The sequence below is a fragment of the Rhodoferax sp. RT5P35 genome (genome assembly GCF_056521385.1).
In genome coordinates this window covers 66,061-87,904 of record NZ_JBWMAX010000001.1, presented here as the reverse complement: position 1 = coordinate 87,904, position 21,844 = coordinate 66,061, and the positions used below count along the sequence as shown (strand labels likewise).

23 protein-coding genes are annotated in these 21,844 nt (G+C 63.5%); 10 read left to right on the top strand and 13 right to left on the bottom strand.

All coding sequences use genetic code 11. The annotated features are described in order from the left end of the window. Window positions 1-72 precede the first annotated feature (72 nt). The gene (locus tag AC097L_RS00410) at window positions 73-984 is read left to right on the top strand and encodes a LysR family transcriptional regulator (protein ID WP_479584133.1); all 912 of its coding nucleotides are present in this window, start codon (window positions 73-75) and stop codon (window positions 982-984) included. A 73-nt stretch (window positions 985-1,057) separates the two neighbouring features. On the opposite strand, the gene rraA is transcribed toward AC097L_RS00410, so the two are convergent. Together rraA and AC097L_RS00400 are read right to left on the bottom strand one after the other, a co-directional pair. Beyond that, the gene (gene rraA / locus AC097L_RS00405) at window positions 1,058-1,564 is read right to left on the bottom strand and encodes a ribonuclease E activity regulator RraA (RefSeq protein ID WP_479584132.1); all 507 of its coding nucleotides are present in this window, start codon (window positions 1,562-1,564) and stop codon (window positions 1,058-1,060) included. Further along, a complete protein-coding gene (locus AC097L_RS00400; protein ID WP_479584131.1) occupies window positions 1,561-2,064 on the bottom strand; it encodes an Lrp/AsnC family transcriptional regulator in 504 nt (167 codons plus the stop codon). The genes rraA and AC097L_RS00400 overlap by 4 nt, the downstream gene beginning before the upstream one ends. A gap of 90 nt (window positions 2,065-2,154) precedes the next feature. On the opposite strand from AC097L_RS00400, the gene yedA reads away from it, so the two are divergent. Together yedA and AC097L_RS00390 are read left to right on the top strand one after the other, a co-directional pair. Continuing rightward, window positions 2,155-3,054 (top strand): drug/metabolite exporter YedA, encoded by a 900-nt coding sequence (yedA, locus tag AC097L_RS00395; RefSeq protein ID WP_479584130.1) that lies wholly within the window; start codon window positions 2,155-2,157, stop codon window positions 3,052-3,054. Window positions 3,055-3,220: 166 nt separating this feature from the next. Next, complete coding sequence (locus AC097L_RS00390) at window positions 3,221-3,616, top strand: SWIB/MDM2 domain-containing protein (protein WP_479584129.1); 396 nt, start codon at window positions 3,221-3,223, stop codon at window positions 3,614-3,616. A gap of 116 nt (window positions 3,617-3,732) precedes the next feature. Here AC097L_RS00390 and AC097L_RS00385 read toward each other — a convergent pair whose 3' ends face one another. Genes AC097L_RS00385 through AC097L_RS00375 form a run of 3 tightly spaced genes read right to left on the bottom strand, consistent with a single transcriptional unit; the run spans window position 3,733 to window position 6,701 of the window. Continuing rightward, the gene (locus AC097L_RS00385) at window positions 3,733-5,229 is read right to left on the bottom strand and encodes a tripartite tricarboxylate transporter permease (protein ID WP_479584128.1); all 1,497 of its coding nucleotides are present in this window, start codon (window positions 5,227-5,229) and stop codon (window positions 3,733-3,735) included. Continuing rightward, complete coding sequence (locus AC097L_RS00380) at window positions 5,229-5,735, bottom strand: tripartite tricarboxylate transporter TctB family protein (RefSeq protein ID WP_479584127.1); 507 nt, start codon at window positions 5,733-5,735, stop codon at window positions 5,229-5,231. The genes AC097L_RS00385 and AC097L_RS00380 overlap by 1 nt, the downstream gene beginning before the upstream one ends. Window positions 5,736-5,741: 6 nt before the next feature. Continuing rightward, the gene (locus AC097L_RS00375; protein ID WP_479584126.1) at window positions 5,742-6,701 is read right to left on the bottom strand and encodes a Bug family tripartite tricarboxylate transporter substrate binding protein; all 960 of its coding nucleotides are present in this window, start codon (window positions 6,699-6,701) and stop codon (window positions 5,742-5,744) included. A 183-nt stretch (window positions 6,702-6,884) separates the two neighbouring features. On the opposite strand from AC097L_RS00375, the gene AC097L_RS00370 reads away from it, so the two are divergent. The 4 genes from AC097L_RS00370 to AC097L_RS00355 all read left to right on the top strand — a co-directional run bounded on the left by AC097L_RS00370 (window position 6,885) and on the right by AC097L_RS00355 (window position 10,700). Next, on the top strand, window positions 6,885-7,577 hold the full coding sequence (locus tag AC097L_RS00370; protein ID WP_479584125.1) for a response regulator: 693 nt from the start codon (window positions 6,885-6,887) through the stop codon (window positions 7,575-7,577). Then, entirely contained in the window at window positions 7,574-8,995 is a 1,422-nt protein-coding gene (locus AC097L_RS00365; protein WP_479584124.1) for a sensor histidine kinase, read from the top strand. The genes AC097L_RS00370 and AC097L_RS00365 overlap by 4 nt, the downstream gene beginning before the upstream one ends. Before the next feature lie 154 nt (window positions 8,996-9,149). Then, a complete protein-coding gene (locus tag AC097L_RS00360; protein WP_479584123.1) occupies window positions 9,150-9,563 on the top strand; it encodes an RNA-binding S4 domain-containing protein in 414 nt (137 codons plus the stop codon). Window positions 9,564-9,701: 138 nt separating this feature from the next. Then, window positions 9,702-10,700 (top strand): LLM class flavin-dependent oxidoreductase, encoded by a 999-nt coding sequence (locus AC097L_RS00355; RefSeq protein WP_479584122.1) that lies wholly within the window; start codon window positions 9,702-9,704, stop codon window positions 10,698-10,700. Here the strand turns inward: AC097L_RS00355 and AC097L_RS00350 are convergent. The 3 genes from AC097L_RS00350 to AC097L_RS00340 all read right to left on the bottom strand — a co-directional run bounded on the left by AC097L_RS00350 (window position 10,663) and on the right by AC097L_RS00340 (window position 14,262). After that, window positions 10,663-12,477 (bottom strand): diguanylate cyclase domain-containing protein, encoded by a 1,815-nt coding sequence (locus AC097L_RS00350; RefSeq protein WP_479584121.1) that lies wholly within the window; start codon window positions 12,475-12,477, stop codon window positions 10,663-10,665. The genes AC097L_RS00355 and AC097L_RS00350 overlap by 38 nt on opposite strands. A 67-nt stretch (window positions 12,478-12,544) precedes the next feature. Next, entirely contained in the window at window positions 12,545-13,960 is a 1,416-nt protein-coding gene (locus tag AC097L_RS00345; RefSeq protein WP_479584120.1) for an oxygenase MpaB family protein, read from the bottom strand. A 95-nt stretch (window positions 13,961-14,055) separates the two neighbouring features. Beyond that, entirely contained in the window at window positions 14,056-14,262 is a 207-nt protein-coding gene (locus AC097L_RS00340; protein WP_479584119.1) for a DUF3820 family protein, read from the bottom strand. 23 nt (window positions 14,263-14,285) lie between these two features. Here AC097L_RS00340 and AC097L_RS00335 point away from each other — a divergent pair, with 23 nt between their 5' ends. Both AC097L_RS00335 and AC097L_RS00330 read left to right on the top strand, forming a co-directional pair. Next, complete coding sequence (locus tag AC097L_RS00335) at window positions 14,286-15,284, top strand: Gfo/Idh/MocA family protein (RefSeq protein WP_479584118.1); 999 nt, start codon at window positions 14,286-14,288, stop codon at window positions 15,282-15,284. A gap of 103 nt (window positions 15,285-15,387) precedes the next feature. Continuing rightward, entirely contained in the window at window positions 15,388-16,023 is a 636-nt protein-coding gene (locus AC097L_RS00330; protein ID WP_479584117.1) for a DUF4844 domain-containing protein, read from the top strand. Here the strand turns inward: AC097L_RS00330 and AC097L_RS00325 are convergent. From AC097L_RS00325 to ppa, 3 genes are all read right to left on the bottom strand, one after another. After that, window positions 16,016-16,267 carry an AbrB/MazE/SpoVT family DNA-binding domain-containing protein gene (locus tag AC097L_RS00325; RefSeq protein ID WP_479584116.1) on the bottom strand — a complete coding sequence of 84 codons (252 nt, stop codon included), beginning with the start codon at window positions 16,265-16,267 and terminating at the stop codon, window positions 16,016-16,018. The two genes, AC097L_RS00330 and AC097L_RS00325, sit on opposite strands and share 8 nt — an antisense overlap. A 6-nt stretch (window positions 16,268-16,273) precedes the next feature. Continuing rightward, window positions 16,274-16,633, bottom strand: a complete 360-nt coding sequence (locus tag AC097L_RS00320) for a translation initiation factor Sui1 (RefSeq protein ID WP_479584115.1) — start codon at window positions 16,631-16,633, stop codon at window positions 16,274-16,276. Between the two features lie 70 nt (window positions 16,634-16,703). Continuing rightward, window positions 16,704-17,240 carry an inorganic diphosphatase gene (gene ppa / locus AC097L_RS00315; RefSeq protein ID WP_295951400.1) on the bottom strand — a complete coding sequence of 179 codons (537 nt, stop codon included), beginning with the start codon at window positions 17,238-17,240 and terminating at the stop codon, window positions 16,704-16,706. A 272-nt stretch (window positions 17,241-17,512) separates the two neighbouring features. Between ppa and AC097L_RS00310 the strand changes: the two genes are divergently transcribed. Continuing rightward, on the top strand, window positions 17,513-19,957 hold the full coding sequence (locus AC097L_RS00310; protein ID WP_479584114.1) for a sodium-translocating pyrophosphatase: 2,445 nt from the start codon (window positions 17,513-17,515) through the stop codon (window positions 19,955-19,957). Between the two features lie 83 nt (window positions 19,958-20,040). On the opposite strand, the gene AC097L_RS00305 is transcribed toward AC097L_RS00310, so the two are convergent. Both AC097L_RS00305 and mnmH read right to left on the bottom strand, forming a co-directional pair. After that, on the bottom strand, window positions 20,041-20,529 hold the full coding sequence (locus AC097L_RS00305; RefSeq protein ID WP_479584113.1) for an OmpA family protein: 489 nt from the start codon (window positions 20,527-20,529) through the stop codon (window positions 20,041-20,043). Window positions 20,530-20,761: 232 nt separating this feature from the next. Next, window positions 20,762-21,811 carry a tRNA 2-selenouridine(34) synthase MnmH gene (gene mnmH / locus AC097L_RS00300; RefSeq protein WP_479584112.1) on the bottom strand — a complete coding sequence of 350 codons (1,050 nt, stop codon included), beginning with the start codon at window positions 21,809-21,811 and terminating at the stop codon, window positions 20,762-20,764. Between the last annotated feature and the right edge of the window lie 33 nt (window positions 21,812-21,844).

Genomic DNA, 21,844 nt, shown 5'->3' with positions numbered 1-21,844 from the left:
TTATTCCACCTGCAGAGATAAATGGCCTGGAATGCATTTAACTACTCCACATAACGGATTAATATGCACCGCATGGACAAACTCAAAGCCATGCAGACCTTTGTGCAGATTGCCGACCAGGGCAGCCTGACCGCCGCCGCGCTGGCGATGGGTACGTCGCTGCCTGCCGTGGTGCGTGCGCTGGCGGCGCTGGAGGCAGACCTGGGCGTGCGCCTATTCCAGCGCACTACACGGCGCATCGCCCTCACTGAGGAAGGCCGCCGCCATCTGGACAGTTGCCGCCAGCTACTGGCCAGCTTGCAGGAGGCGGAGGCTTCTTTGAGGGCCGATGCCCGCGAACCTGCGGGCCAGCTCACCATCACCGCGCCGGTTCAGTTCGGCCAGATGCATGTGGCCCCGGCCGTGACGCGCTTTGTGCAGCGCTACCCGCAGATGCGCTGCAGCGTGCTGCTGTACGACCGGGTGGTGAACCTGCTGGAAGAAGGCATCGACGTGGGCATCCGCATTGGCCCGCTGGAGGACTCGTCGTTGGTGGCGCACACCCTGGGCCATATCCGCCGCGTGGTGGTGGCCAGCCCCGGCTACCTGGCGCGCGCCGGGATACCCAGGCACCCCAAAGACCTGCTACAGGCCAACTGCGTGCGCCGCACCGGCAACACCCCCAGTTGGGGGCCGTTCATCGACAGGGGGGACAAAGGCGACAAAGGCCGCCCGTTCAGCATCAACGTCAGCGGCAACCTGGATTTCAACCAGATCGCCCCCGCCGTAGAGGCCTGCGTGGCCGGTGTGGGCGTGGGCATGTTTTTGTCGTACCAGGTGGCGCCCTACCTGGCAGACCAGAGGCTGCAGATACTGCTGGAAGACTTCGAGTCGCCGCCCCGGCCCCTGAGCCTGGTGCTGCCCCACGCCCGGCTGCTGCCTACCCGCACCCGGGTCTTCATCGACTGGATGCGCGAGGCGCTACAAGGGTTCGGGCTGCCTTGAGAGAATTTATAAGGAATAGGCCGAATGTGCTTGTACAGCGAGCATAAGCAGCTATTTTTTATGTAGCAAGCCGTTACACCAGTGCCTTGGCCCCCACCACCATGCCGTCTTCGTCGGCATACAGCCATTCGCCCGGCATCACCCAGGTGCCCTGGATGTGCACCGCTACATTGCTCTGGCCCTGGTTGCGCTTCTCGGTGGGCATGGGCACGGCGGCCAAGGCGCGGATACCAATCTGCAGCGCGGCCAGCTCTGCCACGTCACGCACGCAGCCGTCGATCACCACACCGGCCCAGCCATTGGCCACGGCGGCGGCACCCAGGTTGCCGCCCAGCAAGGCCCGGCGCAGCGAACCGCCACCGCCCACCACCAGCACCCGGCCTTTACCCGGGGTGTCCAGCGCGGCCTTGACCAGGGAGTTGTCTTCAAAACACTGCACGTTGAACACCTGGCCGCTGAATGTTTTGCTGCCGCCAAAGTCGCGGAACGCCGGGGCCAGCACGCGGAACACGCCGGTAAGGTCGCTCTTGTGTGCGTCGCACAGGTCGCAGGTGGAGAAATCCGGGGTCGTAGCGGTCATTTGGGGGTCGCCTTGGTAATGGATAAGGATGAAGGTGGTGGGGATTCCCGCCTTGCTGGCAGCACCAGCGCGTTCTCACGCGGGGCGTTCAGCACGATGGAGGTTGAGGTAGAGCTAAGGATACAAAATTTACTGACCACCACGTCGAGATGCCGCACGTCGATCACGGCAATTTCCAGCACCCAGCTGTCTTCGCCGGTGACGTTGTAGGCATTGAGCACCTCGGGGGTTTGTTCGATCAGCTTGACCACCCGGGCGTACTCGGCCCGGGCCACGCGGATGATGGCGCGGATGCCATAGCCCAGCCGCGCCAGGTCCAGCTCGGCGCGGTAGCCCTTGATGACCCCGCTGCTCTCCAACTTGCGCACCCGCTCGGTCACCGCCGGTTGGCTCAGGTGCACCCGCCGCCCCAGCTCGGCCATGGTGATGCGCGCATCGCGCTGCAGCTCGCCCAGGATACGGTCATCGCAGGCATCCAACTCTGTAACTTCGGTCAACATGCTGAATCAATTTAAAAGTAAAGGCTAAGCAACTATTTTTACAGCAATCTTGCATGGTGGTAACGCGAATGTCTACCTAAGATCATGGCCATGCCACACATTGCATCTCTCCCCGTCCGCCCCAACGCCCTGCTGCTACCCGCCCTGCTGGCCTGCTACCTGATTTGGGGCTCTACCTACCTGGCCATCCACCTGGCGCTGCCGAGTTTTCCGCCGTTTTTCCAGATGGGCACGCGCTTTCTGGCGGCGGGCGGGCTGCTGATGGCCTGGCTGCTGGCGCGCGGCCAGGCGATGCCCAGCGGCCGGGAGTGGCGCAACGCGCTGGTGATCGGTGTGCTGATGCTGGGCGGCGGCATGGGTCTGACGGCGCAGGCCTCGCTGCACATCGGCTCGGGGCTGATCGCCACCTTCATCGCCGTGGTGCCGATGCTGACCTGCGGCTGGGGCCTGCTGTTTGGCCAGCGCCCTACCCGGCTGGAGCTGCTGGGCATGGCCACCGGGCTGGTCGGCGTGGGCCTGCTGGTGCAGGGGGCCAGCTTTGCGGCCGCGCCCGTGGGGCTGCTGTGCATCACCGGGGCCACACTGGCCTGGTCGCTGGGCTCGGTGCTGTCCACCACCCGGCTGCCGTTGGCCAAGGGGCCGGTGGGCTTTGCCAGCGAGATGCTGTGCGGCGGCGCGGCGCTGCTGCTGGTGTCCCTGGCCTTGGGCGAGCAACCTGCTTGGCCCCCTACGGCCGCAGCGACTGCGGCCTGGTTGTACCTGGTGGTGGCCGGTTCGCTGGTGGCCTTCAGCGCCTACCTGTATCTGCTGGCCCACGCCACGCCCGCGCTGGCCACCAGCTACGCGTTTGTGAACCCCTTGATTGCGCTGTTTTTGGGGGTGGTGCTGGCCGGAGAAGTGGTGACAGCACGCGAATGGCGGGCCTGTGCAGTGATCCTGCTGGGGGTGGTTTGCATCCTGGTGGCGGGGCAAAAATCGCGCAGGCACTGAAAACCAGGGTTCCCAAGGCCATTTACCAATGAAAAGACGGCCCACAGGTGCGAAAAAGTTGCTCGGTCTATAGGAAACCGGTTTTTTCTCCATTAGCATCGTGGTCTGCCGGTGAAGACGACGTTTTTCGCTGGTGTGAACCTAACTCCAACAAGGACTGAACATCATGGCAACTGCAAAAAAAGCCCCAGCAAAATCTGCTGCTCCTGCAAAGAAAGCTGCTCCTGCAGCCAAGGCCCCCGCCACCACGGCACCGGCCACCAAAGTAGCGGTCAAGACCGCCCCCGCCAAGAAGGTTGCTGCTGCTCCAGCGCGCGCCGTCAACGCGGCTTTCATGAAGGCCCTGACCCCCAGCAAAGAACTGGCTGCGGTCGTCGGCGCGGCACCCCTGCCCCGTACCGAAGTGGTCAAGCAGCTGTGGGTCTACATCAAAAAGCAAAACCTGCAAAACCCCGCCAACAAGCGCAACATCAAGTCCGATGCCAAGCTCAAGGCCGTGTTCGGCAAAGACGAAGTCACGATGTTCGAAATGGCCGGCCTGATCGGCAAGCATTTGAAATAATCGGCTTCCTAGCCACACAAAAAAAGCCGCAGCGATGCGGCTTTTTTATGCATGAAATAGGCCACTAGCGCATATAAAAACTGCGCTAGCAGCTACTATCTTTATAGCAAATGGTTCTAGGCCAACGCCTTGCGAGCCCCCAGCATCTTCAGCATCCGGGGCAGCAGCAGCACCGACAGCACCACCACCAACAAGATCAGCGACATGGGGCGTTCCAGGAAAACCGTCCACTTGCCTTCGCCGATGGACAGCGCGTTGCGCATTTGCGCCTCGGCCAGCGGGCCCAGGATCATGCCGACCACCACCGGGGCGGTGGGGAAGTCGTAGCGCCGCATCACCACGCCCAGCAGGCCAATGCCGTACAGCAGCACCAGGTCGAACGCGCTCTGGCGCATGCCGTACACACCCACCGTGGCGAAGATCAGGATGCCCGCGTACAGCTGGGGCTTGGGGATCTTCAGCAGCTTGACCCACAGGCCCACCAGCGGCAGATTCAAGATCAGCAGCATCACGTTGCCGATGTACAGCGAGGCAATCAGCGCCCAGACAAGGTTGGCATTGGTGTCGAACAGCTGCGGGCCGGGCTGGATGCCGTAGTTCTGGAACGCGCCCAGCAAAATCGCCGCCGTGTTGGAGGTGGGAATGCCCAGGGTCAGCAGCGGGATGAGCGTAGCGGTGATGGCCGCGTTGTTGGCCGCCTCGGGGCCTGCCACGCCCTCAATTGCGCCGGTGGTGCCAAATTCGGACTTGTGCTTGGAGATTTTTTTCTCCACCGCGTAGCTCAGAAAAGTCGGGATCTCGCTGCCACCGGCCGGAATGGTGCCAAACGGAAAGCCGATGCAGGTGGCGCGCAACCAAGCCGGCCAGGAGCGCTTCCATTCGCTGGCCGTCATGTGCACCCGGCTCATGGGGTTGGCGGTTTCCACCGTGCGGCCCTCGTACATCACGTTGTACAAGGCCTCGCTCACGGCAAACAGACCCACGGCGATCAGCACAACTTCCAGCCCGTCCATCAGTTCCGACACGCCGCCGGTGTAGCGCGCCGCGCCGGTGATCTGGTCCAGCCCCACCAAGCCCATGGCCAGGCCGATGAACAGCGAGGTCAGGCCGCGCAGCGTGCTCTTGCCCAGCACGGCGCTCACGGTGGTAAAGGCCAGCAGCATCAGCATGAAGTATTCCGGTGGGCCCAGGCGCACCGCGTAGGTGGCCACCAGCGGCGCAAACAGCGTGACCAGCACGGTGGCGATGGTGCCCGCCACAAACGAGCCGATGGCCGCCGTAGCCAACGCCGCACCGGCACGGCCGTTTTTGGCCATTTTGTTGCCCTCCATGGCGGTGACCATGGAGCCGGATTCGCCCGGTGTGTTGAGCAGGATGGAGGTGGTCGAGCCGCCGTACATCGCGCCGTAGTAGATGCCCGCAAAGAAGATCATCGAGGCCGTGGCCTCCACCTTGACGGTGATGGGCAGCAGCATCGCCACAGCAGTGGCCGGGCCGATGCCAGGCAACACGCCAATGGCGGTGCCCAGGGTGCAGCCCAGCAGGGCCCAGAGCAGATTGACCGGCGTTCCCGCCGTGGCAAAGCCTTGTAAAAGCAGGTTCCAAACATCCATCACAACCACCCCGTGTGTGTCAGGCCCGGCAAGTTAATGGCCAACAATTTGCTAAACATCCAATACACCGGGGCGGCGATGGCCGCGCCCACCAGCGCGTCTTTGGCCCAGCTGCGCAGCGATGCGTCTCTGCGCCCCTCTGCCGACTTGAAGCCGCGCACCGCCAGTACAAAGCACAGGGTGCAGCTCAAAATAAAGCCGATGGTGGTGATGAGCGCGGCGTTGGCCAAAATGCCCACCGACACCCAGACAAAAGCCGACCAGTCGGCCCGCGCGGCCCCCGAGGCTTCTTCCATGGAGCGAAAGCCGCCGCTGCCCGCCTCCCACACCAGCCACACGCCAAACAGCGCCAAAGCCAGCGACACCACCCAGGGTAGAAAGTTCGGGCCCACACCCGCGTACCCGGCATCGGAGCTGATACCGGTGGCCCCCCAGGCCATGGCCGCGCCCACGGCCAGCGTGCCCAGCCCGATCCAGGTCTGGGGATTTTTGACTGCCAATGCCATGGTGGCTTACACCATGCCCGACTTGACCATGGTGGCGCGCAGGCTGGCGAAGTCGTCATCGACAAACTTCTCGAACTCGGCACCGGAGATGACCGACGGGGTCCAGCCGTTTTTCTCGACAGCCTCGGCCCAGGACTTGGACTTGACCGCCTTGAGCACGATCTCGGTCAAGGCCTTGCGCTGCTCGGGGGTGATGCCGCCCGCGCCGTACACGCCGCGCCAGTTGCCGATTTCGACGTTGATGCCTTGCTCTTTCAGCGTGGGCACGTCCACGCCCTTCATGCGCGTGCCCGAGGTCATGGCAATCGCCCGCATCTTGCCGGTCTTGATGTATTCGGAGAACTCGCTCAGGCCGCTGCCGCCCACCGTGACGTTGCCGCCCAAAATAGCCGCCGTGGCCTCGCCGCCGCCCCGAAAGGCCACGTAGTTGATCTTGGCCGGATCGACACCGACTTCGCGGGCGATCATGGCCGCCGCAATGTGCTCGGTGGAGCCGCGAGAGCCGCCGCCCCACTTCACGCTGCCGGGGTCTTTCTTGAGCTGCTCAACCACGTCCTTCATGGTTTTGAAAGGCGAGTTGGTCGGCAGCACGAACACGTTGTACTCGTTGGTCAGGCGCGCCAGCGGCGTGGCCTGGCTGAGGCTGACCGGCGGCTTGCCGGTGATGATGCCGCCGAGCATGACCGCGCCCATCACCAACAGCGCATTCGGGTCGCCCTTGCTGCCGCTGACAAACTGGGCCAGCCCCAGCGCACCGGCGGCACCGCCCTTATTGTCAAAGCTGACGGTGTCTGCCGCCTGCGAGTCGGTGATGGCCTTGCCCAGCGCCCGGCCGGTGGTGTCCCAGCCGCCGCCAGGGTTGGCGGGGATCATCATCTTGATATTGGCCCCGGCACGGGCGGCCAAGGGCAAGGTTCCGGCAGCGGCCAGCATGGCCAACGACTTTAAGAATTCAGCACGGCGCATCGCAGTTTCCTGGTAATTTGGAATAGTCAGGACTTTCGCAAGACCCTCTGTACGCCCAGCGGGCGACACAGAGGGCGCTGCGTAAGTCCTCATGGCGTGATCATGCAAGGCCTGCCTGTCAGTTCGCTGTCGAAAGCTACTAGGGGAAATGCTAGTAGCTTGTTCACGGTCTAATGTCGGCCTATGCGCCTACTCCTTGTCGAAGACGATCCCGCCATGCAAACCACCCTGGTCCGGGCCCTTGGCCGCCGCCATATGCGCATCCAGGCCTGCGGCGATGGCCGCGAGGCCCTGGCTCTGTGGCTGGAGTCGCCGCCCGACGTGGTGCTGCTGGATCTGAGCCTGCCCGGTATGGACGGCCTGCAGGTGCTGGCCGCCGCCCGCAAAGCGGGCATGCGCACCCCCGTGCTGATCCTCACCGCGCGCGGCACGGTCGGCGACAAGGTGCTGGGCCTGAACGCCGGGGCCGACGACTACCTGCCCAAGCCGTTTGACCTGGAAGAGCTGGAAGCCCGGCTGCGCGCCCTGGCCCGGCGCAGTGCAGACACTGCAGGGGACTTTGAAGAAAAATCGGCCTCCAGCGCAATTAGCGTCGGCACCTTGCGCTATGAAAAAGAGAGCGGCGCCGTCTACCACCGTGACCAGGCCATGGACCTCAGCCCGCGCGAGCTGGCCCTGCTGCGCCCGCTACTGGCCCAGCCCGGCCACGCGGTCACGAAGGAGCGGCTGTTTGAGCTGGTCTTTCCCGGCGCGCAAGAGGTGCAATTTGAAGCCATCGAAGTGATAGCCTACCGGCTGCGCAAAAAGCTGGCCAACACTGGCGTGCGGCTGATGACGCTGCGCGGCCTGGGCTATCTGCTGAAGGCCGAGGGATGATGGTCCAACCCGTCCAACCCGTTCGCTCATTGCGCCGCACCCTGCTGCTGGGAATTCTGCTGCCGGTCATCGCCGTGGTCGGCATCAACACCGTCAGCCTGTACCAGCAGGCGCTGGCCGCCGTCACCACCGCCTACGACCGCACCCTGCTGGCCTCGGCCAAATCGATCGGCGAGCTGCTGGACGTGGACGGCTACGACGAAGCCGCCGTGCTGCACGCCACCGTGCCGTATTCGGCCCTGGAAGCCTTCGAGGCCGACAACAAAAGCAATATCTATTACCGCGTGTCCAGCCTGCGCGGTGAGATGGTGTCGGGCTATGCCGTGCTGCCGTTTTGGCGCGGCACCATCCCCGCCAAACCGGCCTACGCCGCCCTGGTGGACTTTTACGACGACCACGTCAACGGCGAACCGGTGCGCGTGGCCGTGCTGCTGCAGCCCGTGGCCACCAGCGACGGGCGCGGCATGGCCGTCATCCAGGTAGCCGAAACGCTGGAGCTGCGCCACACCCTGGCGCGGCAGATTCTGCTCGACACCCTGTGGCGGCAGGCCGGGCTGGTGGCCTTCATCGCGCTGGTGGTGGTGCTGGTGGTGCAGCGCGCCACCCACCCGGTGCGCCGCTTGAGCCAGACCCTGCAGGCCCGCCAGGAAAACGACCTCACCCCCCTCAGCGCCCTGGATGCACCGCGCGAGCTGCTGCCGCTGGTGGATGCCACCAACCACGTCATGCGCCGCCTGCAGCATCTGCTGGACCACCAAAAACGCTTTGTGCGCGACACCGCCCACCAGCTGCGCACGCCGCTGGCGGTGCTGAAAACCCAGGTCCAGTCGGCCCTGCGCAATGACGTGGAACCGCGCCAGGCACTGCTGGAAATCAACGCCACCGTAGACCGCGCCGCCGTGCTGGCCAACCAGATGCTGGCCCTGGCCAAGGTGGAGCAGCTGCGCCAGCAGGCCAACGCCGAGGTGTTGGACTGGTCGGCCGTGCTGCGCGCCGTGGCCATCGACCTGTCGCCCTTGCTGGCCGATAAAGACATCGACTTCGCCATCCACACCACCCCCACCCCGGTGCGCGCCCACGACTGGATGCTGCGCGAACTGGCCCGCAACCTGCTGCACAACGCCATCAAGCAAACCCCGGCAGGCAGCGCGCTGGATGTGGCACTGGTGGCCGACGGAGCGCAGGCCCACCTGTGCATCGCCGACAGCGGCCCCGGCATCAGCTCCGATCTGGCCCAGCGCCTGTACCAGCCGTTTTCTGCGGGCGACGTGCAGCACGGCTCCGGCATGGGCTTGGCCATCTGCCATGAGATCGTGCTGGCCCTGGGCGGCAGCATCGCGCTGGTGAACCGGGTGCAGCAGGGCCAACACCTAGGCCTGGATGCCACAGTCCGGTTACCGTTAGTTCAAAATACGTGACTATGGATAACCACTCGCCCCCTCACCGTCGGCCAGAACGCACGCCTTCCAGAAACACCGCAGAACTGGCTCTGCCAGGCTGCTGGTGTTGCCCCCTGCAAGGGGGTTGGCGAAAGATGCGCAGCACTGCAGCCTGGGGGTGTGCCACATAACCATGGAAAAATTACGCATTGATAAGTGGCTCTGGGCCGCACGCTTTTATAAAACCCGCAGTCTGGCCACCGAAGAAGTCAACAAGGGCCGGGTGCAAATAGCCGGGCAGGACGTGAAACCCGCCCGCGAGGTCAAACCCGGCGACCTGCTGACCCTGCGCCAGGGCCCGGTGGTCCGCACCATCGAGGTGGTGGGTATCAGCCAGGCCCGTGGTCCGGCCCCCGTGGCCCAGGCCCTGTACGCCGAAACCGCCGACAGCCTGCAGGCCCGTACCGCCGCCGCCGAACAGCGCCGCCTGGCCCCCGAACCCGCCCACAGCCTGGACCATGGCCGCCCCACCAAACGCCAGCGCCGGGACCTGGACCAGGCGGGCAACGGCTGGGGCGACCGCTGGAGTGCGTCAGTAAACGATTAGTGTGGTGTTGCGCTGGGCCAAATCGCCCCCAACTGCAAACTATGCCGGTGGCGCACTACACCACCTCAATGCTTCTTTTTTGATAGCTACTAGCGCATACAAATTATACGCTGGGGCGACTTTTTATATAGATTTACCATGATCCCCTTTTCAGTCCTCGACCTGGCCCCCATCGTCGAAGGCGGCACCGCTGCCGACTCGTTTCGCAACACCCTGGACCTGGCGCAGCACGCCGAACGCTGGGGCTACCAGCGCTACTGGCTGGCCGAGCACCACGGCATGCGCGGCATTGCCAGCGCGGCCACCGCTGTGGTCATGGGACATGTAGCGGCAGGCACGCGCACCATCCGCGTGGGGGCCGGGGGCGTGATGCTGCCCAACCACTCGCCGCTGGTGATTGCCGAGCAGTTCGGCACGCTGGAGTCGCTGTTTCCGGGCCGCATCGACCTGGGCCTGGGCCGCGCCCCGGGCTCCGACCAAGCCACGGCACGCGCCCTGCGCCGTGACCTGCAAAGCGATGCCCAGCAGTTTCCCAACGATGTGGTCGAGCTGCAACGCTACTTTGCCCCTGTAGAACCCGGCCAGACCCTGCGCGCCGTGCCGGGCGCGGGCCTGGAGGTGCCGCTGTGGATCTTGGGATCGAGCACCTTTGGCGCGCAACTGGCCGCCGAGCTAGGCCTGCCCTACGCCTTTGCCTCGCACTTTGCACCGGGCGACCTGATGAACGCGATTGCCATCTACCGCGCCCGCTTCAAGCCGTCCAAGCAGCTCGCCAAACCTTACGTGATGCTGGGCTTCAACGTGTTTGCCGCCGATACCGACGCGGCGGGGCAATTTCTGTTCAGCTCGCTGCAGCAGGCCTTTGTGAACCTGCGCAGCGGCCGCCCGTCGCTGCTGCAGCCGCCGGTGGACGGCTTTGCCGAGCGCCTGCAGCCGCCGGAGCGCAGCATGATTGCACAGGCGCTGTCGTGTGCCGCGGTGGGTTCACCCGACACGGTGCGACGGGCCTTGCAGGGCTTTTTGGAGCAGACCGGGGCCGACGAGCTGATGCTGACCTCGCAAATCTACGACCACGCAGCCCGGCTGCGCTCGTACCAGATTACAGCCGAGCTGCGCGCGGACTTGCAACGCCGTTAACTGCGGTCCAGGCTTGCAGCAGGCCGCCATCGACCTGCGCGGTTTCGATGCGCCGCAGGCAGTGCTTGCCCTCCTGCTTGCCCAGGTACATGCCCGCATCGGCGCGTTTGAGCAGGGTTTGCGCATCGCTGCCATCGCGCGGTGCCAGCGCATACCCAATGGTCAGGCCGACCTGGCAGCGGTGCACGGCCAATTGAAACGGCGCGCGAAACGCATCCAGCAGCTTTTGGCCCAAGTCCTGCGCCTGCTCCGCCTTGTGCAGGCCGCTGGCCATGACGACGAACTCATCGCCGCCCAGGCGGGCCACCACATCGTTGCTGCGCATCAGCTCTTGCAGCCGGGCGGCAACGGCGATCAGCAGCTCATCGCCCACATCGTGGCCGTACTGGTCGTTCACCGGCTTGAAGCCATCCAGGTCCAGCACAAAAATGGCCACGATCTTGTCGATGGTGCAGTGTGGCAGTGCGGCCGTCAGCGAGGCACTCAGCCCGCGCCGGTTTGGCAAACCGGTCAGCGGATCGGTATGCGCCAAGGAATGCATCACATCACGCTCCTGGTTAGCGTGCCGGGCCGCGTGCTGGGCAGCATTGGTACGCTGACTCAGCAGGCGCATGAGCAGCATGGTGTCCAGCAGGGTGGCCAGTTGAACCGAATGCTGCGTCCAGGCATTCAGGGCCACGTGGCCAAAAATCACGCCGGTCATGGTGGCCGCGGCGGCGAAGTACAGCAACGCGCCGAGCAAAATATAGATGCCCATGGAATCGCCTTTGCGTACGTGGCGAAACGCCCCCGGCAAGGCCATCAAGGTGGGAGCAAGGCCCAGCACGCCAATCAAGGCGCTGACAGTGCGGGTGTTGATAAGGTCTAGCGCAAACACCAGCGCCACCAGCAATGTCAGTGCGGCACCGGTCTCCATGGCCCGGCTAAAAAACCGGTGCCTGTCCGGTCCGGCCAGTACATGTTCAAAAAACAAGAAAAATCCACAGGCCGACAGCAAAGCCGACAGCGGTGCCATGTGCAGCTCCATCCAGAGGTTGCCAGGCCAAACATACTGCGCACCCACGCCAAACTGCAGCAGCGAAAACAACAAGCCGCCGGTCACCACCAGTGCATATTTCAGGAACACCCAGTCCCGCAGCCCCAGCCAGTGCGACAGGCTGTAGGCCAGCAGGCACAGCGACAAGCCCACCATCATGCCCTGCAGCATCTGCTCGCGCAGCGCAGCCACCAAAAACGCCTCGGGCGTGCTCAGGGTAATGGGGACCAGCATGGCCCCGGTGGTTTCGATACGCAGCAGCAGCGTGTAGCTCTGGCCCGGCTCCAGTTGCATGGCCATGCTGTGCGAGCGCGAGGCACGCGGGTAGCCAGGACGCACCTGCAGGTTGCCTAACTGCACCTGCTGCTCTATCTGGCCCTGGCGTACCAAATAGGCATCCACACGGTTCAGCACCGGGTAATCGACATCCATCACCCAGCGGTCACCAGCGGATGCAGCCAGGGTAAAAGGTACCCGCAGCCACACCGGCTCCGGGCGCAGCCCCAGCGAGGCATGGACACCGCGCGGCGGCTGAAACCGGGCGGTGGCGGCCAAGGCTTGCGCAATATCCATCTGACGGCCCGGATCGGGCAGCATCTCCACCGCCGACCACAGGTCTACGCGGGGCGTGTTTTCATCGACCACCAGCACTGCGGCCCCGCCCAGCAGCGGCACAGCCGCCAGCATGCACACGGCGGCCCAAGCCGCTATGCGTTTAAGCCCATGCCCAAGTACATGCATAAGCGGGCGCAACCCGCAGCGGGCAAGGAACATGGAGGCCTGAGCTTGCATGGCAGGTACCTCTGGCCTAGATGGGGCGCGGCGGCGTGCGCCAGCTGCCCCGCGTCGTAAAACGGTCTTCCAGCGCGTTCAACCAGCGGGGTGCATGGGGGTCGTCGCTCCAGTGCGCCATCATGCCGCCCATCTGGTCCAGCAGGCGCTGCGGCAGCTTCAGTGGCCGGATCTGGTCCATTAGCACCCGTGCCATGAACTGGTAGCCCAGTATGCGGGTGATGCAGCGTGCGATCGAAAACCCGGGAAGCACCCAGCGGACCACACCGTCGATGCCACGCACCAGCAGCATGCCCAGCGCAAACGCCATCCGCGGCAGCCAGCCCACCCGCCCGGTCAAACCCAACGCCTGCAGGGTGGCGGCACCGCACAGATAGCCCGTCATCAGCACCGGGAACGGCCGCACCAGCCGCCAGGGAATGGCCTGCTCCATGGCGTTCATCAAGGCCAGGGCCAGGTGGGGCCGCGGATCGGGCGTGACCGGGTGGGTCTGGCCATCCACCTGGAAACGGGTAAACAGAGCTTCAGCCTGCACCATGGTGTCGGCCATCAGGCAGCGGTCGATGCCCAGCACATGGCCCACCACGTTCCAGGCATGCAGATAGGCCTCCTCGTCCGCCGCGGGCAGTGCCAGCCCGAGTCGGCGCAAGCTGCGTAAAAAAACATAGCCAAAGGTGAGCAAGGTATAAGCCAACTCTTGCTGGTTGCAGGGCAAGCCGTCGGCCGCGGTATTCCAGCCACGGGCGAACAAGGTCTGGTACATGTCCTGAGAGTTCCCTTCCAAGGCGGGCAACGGCCCGGCGGTGCTGGACTGCAGCGCGGCGGCAGGGCTGCCCCGCAAGATGAGGTTGCGCACCATCGCATGGATCAGTCGCACTTTGAGCACCTGGGCCACGCCGCTGCCGCTGGCATCGGTCAGCCCGCCGTGCAGCATCACTGGGAACACCATGGCGGCGGTGGCGCGAATGCGGTAGTCGGTGCGCTGCACCAGTTGGCCAGTGTCTTGCAGCACGGCGGCCAGGTCCGGCACCACATAGCATTCCGGCAGGCTAGAGCAAAACAGCAGCACGCACGACAAAGCCCCGTAGTCCATGAACAGCACTTCGGCGCGCTGGATCTTGGCCAGGTCGGCCCAGCTGGGCAGCACCTGGGCGGACTGCAGATAGGCTTGCAGCGCGCTGGCAATGTCGGGTGGGGTGCCAGCTGGTGCCTGCCAGCCAACCAGATCGGCATTACTCTGCCACTGGCCGATGAGGCGGTTGACTTGCGCAATCCGCAACCATTGCTCGGCGTGCGCCAGCGTCCACGCTGCTGAACCGGCGGTATCGGAAATACCGGAGGTGTCGGGCACTGGGGCCCACTCGCCCAGTATGTCGGCGATGGTAGCATCGGCCAGCGGATCGGCTTGGTAAGTAGGCGAGGCAAACTGCAAGTGCGGGGTCCTGGAGAGTGTCGATACAGGCAGCCATTGTAGGGTGCGCTACATACATCTCCCTACACTGTTCGACCACAGATTTGGCAGCTTTTTCAGCGCAGTGGGCGCAGCAGTTCCGACAACCCGTTGTGGTCGATCTCGTGCATTAACGCTAGTAATCGGCCGATATCGGTTTTGGGAAAGCCTTCGCGGGCGAACCAGTTGAGGTAGTTGCCGGGTAAATCGGCAATTACCGTGCCCTGGTATTTGCCGAAGGGCATGGTCACGGTGACGAGGCGTTGGAGTTGATCGGAGTCCATGGCGGGCACTTTACACTGGCCCCATGCACCCAACCCACACCCCATTAGCCTGGGGCATCATCGGCTGCGGCAAGGTCACCGAGCTCAAAAGCGGCCCGGCCTTCAACAAGGTGGCCGGTTCCCGACTGGTCGCCGTGATGCGCCGCAACGCCGCGCTGGCCCAATCCTACGCCGAGCGTCACGGCGTGCCGCGCTGGTATTCGGACGCCGACGCATTGATCCACGACCCCGAGGTCAACGCCGTCTACATCGCCACCCCGCCCGACAGCCACCATTTCTACGCCTTGAAAGTGGCCGCCGCAGGCAAGGTCTGCTGCGTGGAAAAACCCATGGCCCCCAGCCACCGCGCATGCCTGGAGATGACCACCGCCTTCGAAGCCGCCGGGCTGCCGCTGTTCGTCTCCTACTACCGCCGCTCGCTGCCGCGCTTTGCGCAGGTGAAAGACTGGTTGGCAGCGGGCGAGATTGGCGACGTGCGCCACGTCCACTGGTCTTTTGCCCGCATGCCCAACGCCGCAGACAAGGCCCACACGCCCAACTGGCGCACCGACCCCGCCTTCGCCCCCGGCGGCTACTTTGAAGATCTGGCCAGCCACGGCCTGGATTTGATGCTGCACCTGTTAGGCGACATCTCTGCCGCCCACGGCATTCGTACCAACCAGCAAGCCCTCTACGCAGCCGCCGATGCCGCCACCGGGGTGTGGCAGTTTGCCAGCGGCGCGACCGGCTCAGGTTACTGGAACTTCGGCGCGGCGCAGGCGCTGGACGAAGTGGTGATCCACGGCAGCACGGGCGAAATCCGCTTCTCGGTCTTCGGTGAGCAGCCGGTGCAGCTACGCAACGCCGCAGGCACCCAAAGCCGCGAGATCGCCCACCCCGAGAACATCCAGTTCTTTCACATCGAAAACATGCAAAAGCACATGGACGGGCTGTATACCCACCCGTCCATGGGGCACACGGCGCAGCGGGCGACGTGGGTGATGGAGCGTTTGCTAGCGGGGTGTTTGGGTACGATTGCTTGACCGTCCTGGATCGCTGATGTACACATTTCAAACCAAAACACTACTGACCCTACTCTGGCTTCTTTCCAGCCTCGCCACAGCCCAACCGATAAGAGAGATAACCGTGTCTGAAACCGCCAAGCCGCAGAAACAAGCACTCTTGGCATTCATTGCGAAAGATAAATTCTTTGCCGATGGTGCCTACCCTGGAGCGCCCAACGAACAGGACAAAACCCGCTACGAATCGTTGATGAACGCGCTTGCTACGCGACTTATCACCATTGCGGACAAGCCCGAACCTAAAGCTCCATTACTTGAGGAATTCAAGGCAGCATTTGCCGCATTTGAAGACGCAGATACGGAAGAGCGTGAGCGAGCATTGGGCTACTACGAAGAACTCATGGATATTTTCGATGTTAAGAGCTCAGATGGCCTACTCAATAAGCTGTTGTATGGGTTCAATCCCATGGCATCTGCCGCTGCCAGAAACCAGGAGGCCGTGGCCGCCATGTCAAAACAAGAGCAAGAATTTGCCCAAAAACTGTCTGTACTCAACTACCAATCTGCGCTGGAATTTTTAACTCGGAATTTGGGCAGTCCCTCCATGCACCAGGGCAAGACCTACATTTGGTTTCAGGACAATGATCCCAACAACATGACATCGCTTGCAGATGACCCGAAGAAGCCGATCCTCATCTGGATGGCAAAGGGGCGCTTTATGTATTCAAAAATGCTCCCGCTAGCACCAACCCTCAACTGATTCCAGCCCAGCCTTGGGCAGTGGCGGTGTTGATTTCGTCGATGCTGGCAAGCTTGGAGCTTCGCCCCACCAGTTGACCAACAAAGGCATCCGGTGCGCACTCAAGCTGGGCCGCTCTGAGAGCGACCCGACCATCCGGCAGAAAATCCACCTGGATCTTGTCACCAGACCGGATGCCGAGTTGTTGCAGCACATCTTTTTTCAAAGTCATTTGCCCGCGCGCGGTAACGGTCAGGATGGCCATTGCGCCTTACCCACCCGCCCGCTTGACCACATACCCCTGCTTCTGCAACAGTCCGATGACGGTGTCAACGTGGTCGCCCTGCACTTCAATCACGCCTTCTTTCACCGTGCCACCGCTGCCGCAGGCGGCTTTGAGTTGCTTGCCCAAGGCGGTCAAACCGGCCATATCCAACGGCAGGCCTTTCACCAAAGTCACGCCCTTGCCCGCCCGACCCTTGGTTTCGCGCGATACACGGACGATGCCATCGGTTTTGGGTGCAGGCTTTTGGCCGCAGGTGCACTGGGCGATGGGCTGGCGGCAGACCGGGCACATGCGGCCGGTGTCGGTGGAATAGACCAGGCCGCCGCTGCTGGATTTACTTTTCATGCAGGTACTATCAAAAAAATAGCACCTAGTGCAGGCAGTACCTACGCTAGGTGCCAATTTGGCTTAAATATCAAGCCTTGGACTTGATGTAGTTGGCCATGCCGTCGGTGATTTCTTTCTTGGCGGCGTCAATGCCTTCCCAGCCAATCACCTTGACCCACTTGCCTTTTTCCAGGTCTTTGTAGTGTTCGAAAAAATGGCTAATGGCCTTGAGGCGCATCTGGTTCACGTCTTCGATTTTTTGCCAGTGGGTGTAGATGGGCAAAATTTTGTCGGTAGGCACGGCCAGCACTTTGCCGTCCACGCCGGCTTCGTCTTCCATCATCAGGATGCCGATGGGGCGGCAGGTCACCACCACGCCGGGGAACAGCGGGTAGGGGGTGATCACCAGCACGTCGACCGGGTCGCCGTCGCCGCTCAGGGTCTGGGGCACGTAACCGTAGTTGGTCGGGTAGTGCATGGCCGTGGTCATGAAGCGGTCGACAAAAATCGCGCCGGACTCTTTGTCCACTTCGTACTTGATCGGGTCGGCATTCATCGGAATTTCGATGACGACGTTAAAAGCATCAGGGGCGTTTTTACCGGGAGGAACGAGGTTCAGGGACATGGTTGTCTTCTTCGCTGGGAGTGGATGAATCGGCTTTTATACAGGCGCATATTTTGCCCTAGCCCGCTGGCACGACCCTGACAGAGCACCGACGCGCCAAACCAGCCTAGGACATACCCCTAGCCGTGTGACTTTATGCCGCATTGCACCGTATATTGCTTAGGTTGGCCAATCGTCTCCCTGCTCTGCCGGGGTTGCGAGGAAGCAACGCAGCGGGGGCCTCGCTAGCGTTGCGCCCCCACCTCGCGACAACGACTCAGGAGATTCATCCTATGGCAGGTAACACGGCGCTCATACTGGCGCTTATTTGTGGCTTCATCGCGGTGGCCTACGGCTTTTGGGCCCGCAGCTGGATCCTTTCCCAAGACGCAGGCAACGCGCGGATGCAAGAAATTGCTGCCGCTATTCAAACCGGCGCAGCGGCCTACCTGGCCCGACAGTACCGCACCATCACCGTCGTCGGGGTAGTGCTGGCGGTGCTGATCGGGCTGTTTCTCGACGGACTCTCGGCCATCGGCTTTGTGGTGGGCGCGGTGCTTTCAGGCGCTTGCGGATTCATCGGCATGAACGTGTCGGTACGGGCCAATGTGCGCACCGCCCAGGCCGCCACCAAGGGCATTGGCCCGGCGCTCACGGTGGCGTTTCGCGGCGGGGCCATCACTGGCATGCTGGTGGTGGGACTGGGCCTGCTGGGCGTGACCGGCTTTTACTGGTTTCTGGTACCCGATGGCGCACCCACGGCAGCACGGCTGAACCCGCTGATCGGCTTTGCCTTTGGCTCGTCGCTGATCTCCATCTTCGCGCGGCTGGGCGGCGGCATCTTCACCAAGGGCGCGGACGTGGGTGCCGACCTGGTGGGCAAGGTGGAGGCCGGCATCCCCGAAGACGACCCGCGCAACCCGGCGGTGATTGCCGACAACGTGGGCGACAACGTGGGCGATTGCGCCGGGATGGCCGCCGACCTGTTTGAAACCTATGCCGTCACGCTGATTGCCACCATGGTGCTGGGCGCGCTGCTAGCCTCGGGCGGAGGCGCGGCTACGGTGGTGTACCCGCTGGCTCTGGGTGCCGTGTCCATCGTGGCCAGCATCATTGGCTGCTTCTTTGTGGTGGCCTCGCCCGGCATGAAGAACGTGATGCCCGCGCTGTACAAGGGCTTGGCGGTGGCGGGTGTGCTGTCGCTCATCGCCTTCTACTTCATTACCAACGCACTAGTGCCTGACAACGCGCTGGGCGGCACCGGTGCGGCCATGAAGCTGTACGGGGCCTGCGCCGTCGGCCTGGTGCTCACCGCCGCCCTGGTGTGGATCACCGAGTACTACACCGGCACGCAGTACGCTCCGGTGCAGCACATCGCCCAGGCATCGACCACCGGGCACGGCACCAACATCATTGCCGGGCTGGGCGTATCGATGCGCTCCACCGCCTGGCCGGTGATTTTTGTGTGCATCGCCATCTGGGTGTCGTTCCACCTGGCGGGCCTGTACGGCATAGCGATTGCAGCCACGTCCATGCTCAGCATGGCGGGCATCGTGGTGGCGCTGGATGCCTACGGCCCCATCACCGATAACGCAGGCGGCATCGCCGAGATGGCCGAAATGCCGAAAAGCGTACGTGACGTGACCGACCCGCTGGATGCCGTGGGCAACACCACCAAGGCCGTCACCAAGGGCTACGCCATCGGCTCGGCCGGACTGGCCGCGCTGGTGCTGTTTGCCGACTACACCCACAAGCTGGAAGCCTACGGCCACACCATCAGCTTTGATTTGAGCAATCCGATGGTGATCATCGGCCTGTTCATCGGCGGGCTGATCCCCTACCTGTTTGGCGCGATGGCCATGGAGGCCGTGGGCCGCGCGGCGGGCAGCGTGGTGGTGGAAGTGCGCCGCCAGTTCCGCGAGATCCCCGGCATCATGGAAGGCACGGCCAAGCCCGAGTACGGCAAGGCGGTAGACATGCTGACGACAGCGGCCATCAAGGAAATGATGGTGCCCAGCCTGTTGCCGGTCGTGGTGCCGATCCTGGTAGGCCTGCTGCTCGGCCCGGCGGCGCTGGGTGGTCTGCTGATGGGCACCATCGTCACCGGCCTGTTTGTGGCCATCAGCATGTGCACCGGCGGCGGCGCCTGGGACAACGCCAAGAAGTACATCGAAGACGGCCACCATGGCGGCAAGGGCAGCGAGACCCACAAGGCCGCCGTGACCGGCGACACCGTGGGTGACCCGTACAAGGACACCGCCGGCCCAGCCGTCAATCCGCTGATCAAGATCATCAACATCGTGGCCCTGCTGATCGTGCCGCTCGTGATGCAGATCCACGGCGGAAATAAAGGGGCAGCAGCATCGGCCCCCGCCGTACACGCCTCGGCCCCGGTGGCGGCGATGAGCGACAGCGCGTCCATCACGGTAGCCAACGGCGTGGTCAAGTTCTACTTTGCCACCGGCAAGGCCGAACTGGCGGGCGGTGCCGCTGCCGCGCTGGCCGATGTCGCCACTGCCGTGACCGAAGGCAAAAAAGCCGTGGTCAGCGGCTACCACGATGCCTCGGGCGATGCGACCAAAAACGAAGAACTGGCCAAGCAGCGCGCCCTGGCCGTGCGCGATGCCCTGGTCGCCCTGGGCGTGGCCGAGGACAAGATCGAACTGAAAAAGCCCGAACAAACCCAGGCCGATGGCCCACCGGCCGAAGCGCGTCGGGTGGAAGTGGACGTGGTGTAAGCGCACTCCTCGTTCAGCCCATCAAAAAAAGCCGCACCGCCCTCTGCCAGGGCGGTGCGGCTTTTTGGATGGGCAGGCTGGGTTTACTGGATAACCACCACTTCCACGCGGCGGGCTTCGGCGTTGCTGCCGGTGCCGGTCATGGCTTCGGGCTTGACCAGCTCGATCTTGTCGGCGGCCACGCCCAGGGCGACCAGGGTGTCGCGCACGGCAATCGCGCGCTGCTTGGCCAGTTCCTGGTTCTTGGCCAGGTCACCGGTAGCATCATGGAAACCGCTGACGCGCACCGACTTGCCAGCCGCACCCAGCTTGACCACTTCGACCAGGGCATCGTTGGCACCGGCGGCAATGTCGGCCTTGGCGGTGGCGAAGTAGAACTTGACGATGCCGTCCACTATCTTGACGCTGGCACCGTCGATCTCCACCACTTCCACCTCCGCCATGGCGGCGGGTTTGGGTACATGGGTTTTGTAGATGCCCAGGCCGATCACCAGGCCGATGATGGCCGCCACCACGCCAAACAAGATAGCCAGCACTACGCCGTGGTCGGTGTCGTCGTCAGAAGAAAACATTTTGGGGGTACTCCAGAAAAGATAAAAAATGAGAGGAACAGGTGCAGGACTTCGGCACAGGGCACTAAAAACAAAGCGCTGCTGACAAGGTGCCAGAGGCTGATTGTAGAGGGCTGGCCTACCGGTTTAACCAAGGGTTCAGCACAGTAGACGGGGCTGTTAAATAGCCATGAAAAGTGCCTCTAGCGCATATTGGTCCTACGCTAGCTGCTATTCTTTTTAAAATTGGCTTTCAGGCGCATGGCAGGGCTGCAATGGTCTGCGCCAGTGCATCCACCCCGGCCTGCGTCAAGTCGTCGGTCTCCAGCGCCTGGCGGCTAGACCAGGCGCTGAAGTTGTTGCTTTGCGAGCGGCTGTAGTGCGGGTCGTAGTGCAGGGCCATCAGCTCGGCAAAAAGCGCCTGCAGATCGCCTGCCAGCGCCCAGCCTTGCCAGCGCGCTATCACTTGTTTGCCGTGCAGGTCTTTGAGCAGGCCCAGCTTGTCGGCCAGGGCCTGGGGTGCGTCACCCAGGTAAGCGTAGTCGCGCAGCAGGTAGTCCAGCCGGGCGGCAGGCGTGGCGCTGATTTCAATGCAGGGGCTGGCACGCAGGCGCATAACCATCGGCGTGGGCAGGGTCAAGCGGCCGATCTTGCGGCTTTCGCCTTCCACGTACAGCGGGCGGTTGGGGTCCAGCCTTTCCAGAATATGCGCCAGGCCGGTTTCAAAAGCGGTTTGCGAAGGCTGGGCCTGGCCGGGCACCGCGCCCAGGATCGAGCCCTTGTGAACCGCCAACCCTTCCAGGTCCAGCACCTGGTGGCCCTGGGCGGCCAGGGCGTGCAGCACGCTGGTTTTGGCGCTGCCGGTGGCACCCACCAGCACCCGCAAGGGTAAGGTGGGGCACTGCGCCTCCAGCGCGTCGATCACAAAGCGCCGCCAGGACTTGTAGCCGCCCTGCAGTTGCTGCGCGTCCCATCCCACCATGCGCATCCAGGTCACCATGGAGCCGCTGCGCATACCGCCGCGCCAGCAGTACACCAGCGGAGTCCATTTGGCAGGCTGGTCGGCAAATTTCTCGCGCAGGTGCTTGGCCAGGTTTTCGGCCACCATGGCCCCGCCCACGCGACGGGCCTCGAAAGCGCCTTGCTGTTTGTACAGCGTGCCGACGATGACGCGCTGCGCATCGTCCAGCACCGGGCAGTTGATAGCACCCGGGATGTGGTCGATGGCGTACTCGGCGGGCGAGCGCGCGTCGATCAGGGTGTGGAAGGCGTGCCGGTCCTTGACCGTAGTAGGGGCTCTCATGCGGAATAGCCCGCTGTCACAATCGACACTCTT

What these genes read in the sequence shown, in the direction of transcription:
- rraA (WP_479584132.1), bottom strand. Translation starts at nt 1,564, where the DNA reads ATGACCGCTACGACCCCGGATTTCTCCACCTGCGACCTGTGCGACGCA.
- mnmH (WP_479584112.1), bottom strand. Translation starts at nt 21,811, where the DNA reads ATGAGAGCCCCTACTACGGTCAAGGACCGGCACGCCTTCCACACCCTG.
- AC097L_RS00380 (WP_479584127.1), bottom strand. Translation starts at nt 5,735, where the DNA reads ATGGCATTGGCAGTCAAAAATCCCCAGACCTGGATCGGGCTGGGCACG.
- AC097L_RS00410 (WP_479584133.1), top strand. Translation starts at nt 73, where the DNA reads ATGGACAAACTCAAAGCCATGCAGACCTTTGTGCAGATTGCCGACCAG.
- yedA (WP_479584130.1), top strand. Translation starts at nt 2,155, where the DNA reads ATGCCACACATTGCATCTCTCCCCGTCCGCCCCAACGCCCTGCTGCTA.
- AC097L_RS00375 (WP_479584126.1), bottom strand. Translation starts at nt 6,701, where the DNA reads ATGCGCCGTGCTGAATTCTTAAAGTCGTTGGCCATGCTGGCCGCTGCC.
- AC097L_RS00305 (WP_479584113.1), bottom strand. Translation starts at nt 20,529, where the DNA reads ATGTTTTCTTCTGACGACGACACCGACCACGGCGTAGTGCTGGCTATC.
- AC097L_RS00385 (WP_479584128.1), bottom strand. Translation starts at nt 5,229, where the DNA reads ATGGATGTTTGGAACCTGCTTTTACAAGGCTTTGCCACGGCGGGAACG.
- AC097L_RS00340 (WP_479584119.1), bottom strand. Translation starts at nt 14,262, where the DNA reads ATGGACTCCGATCAACTCCAACGCCTCGTCACCGTGACCATGCCCTTC.
- AC097L_RS00360 (WP_479584123.1), top strand. Translation starts at nt 9,150, where the DNA reads ATGGAAAAATTACGCATTGATAAGTGGCTCTGGGCCGCACGCTTTTAT.
- AC097L_RS00320 (WP_479584115.1), bottom strand. Translation starts at nt 16,633, where the DNA reads ATGAAAAGTAAATCCAGCAGCGGCGGCCTGGTCTATTCCACCGACACC.
- AC097L_RS00390 (WP_479584129.1), top strand. Translation starts at nt 3,221, where the DNA reads ATGGCAACTGCAAAAAAAGCCCCAGCAAAATCTGCTGCTCCTGCAAAG.
- AC097L_RS00355 (WP_479584122.1), top strand. Translation starts at nt 9,702, where the DNA reads ATGATCCCCTTTTCAGTCCTCGACCTGGCCCCCATCGTCGAAGGCGGC.
- AC097L_RS00310 (WP_479584114.1), top strand. Translation starts at nt 17,513, where the DNA reads ATGGCAGGTAACACGGCGCTCATACTGGCGCTTATTTGTGGCTTCATC.
- AC097L_RS00350 (WP_479584121.1), bottom strand. Translation starts at nt 12,477, where the DNA reads ATGCATGTACTTGGGCATGGGCTTAAACGCATAGCGGCTTGGGCCGCC.
- AC097L_RS00365 (WP_479584124.1), top strand. Translation starts at nt 7,574, where the DNA reads ATGATGGTCCAACCCGTCCAACCCGTTCGCTCATTGCGCCGCACCCTG.
- ppa (WP_295951400.1), bottom strand. Translation starts at nt 17,240, where the DNA reads ATGTCCCTGAACCTCGTTCCTCCCGGTAAAAACGCCCCTGATGCTTTT.
- AC097L_RS00400 (WP_479584131.1), bottom strand. Translation starts at nt 2,064, where the DNA reads ATGTTGACCGAAGTTACAGAGTTGGATGCCTGCGATGACCGTATCCTG.
- AC097L_RS00370 (WP_479584125.1), top strand. Translation starts at nt 6,885, where the DNA reads ATGCGCCTACTCCTTGTCGAAGACGATCCCGCCATGCAAACCACCCTG.
- AC097L_RS00325 (WP_479584116.1), bottom strand. Translation starts at nt 16,267, where the DNA reads ATGGCCATCCTGACCGTTACCGCGCGCGGGCAAATGACTTTGAAAAAA.
- AC097L_RS00335 (WP_479584118.1), top strand. Translation starts at nt 14,286, where the DNA reads ATGCACCCAACCCACACCCCATTAGCCTGGGGCATCATCGGCTGCGGC.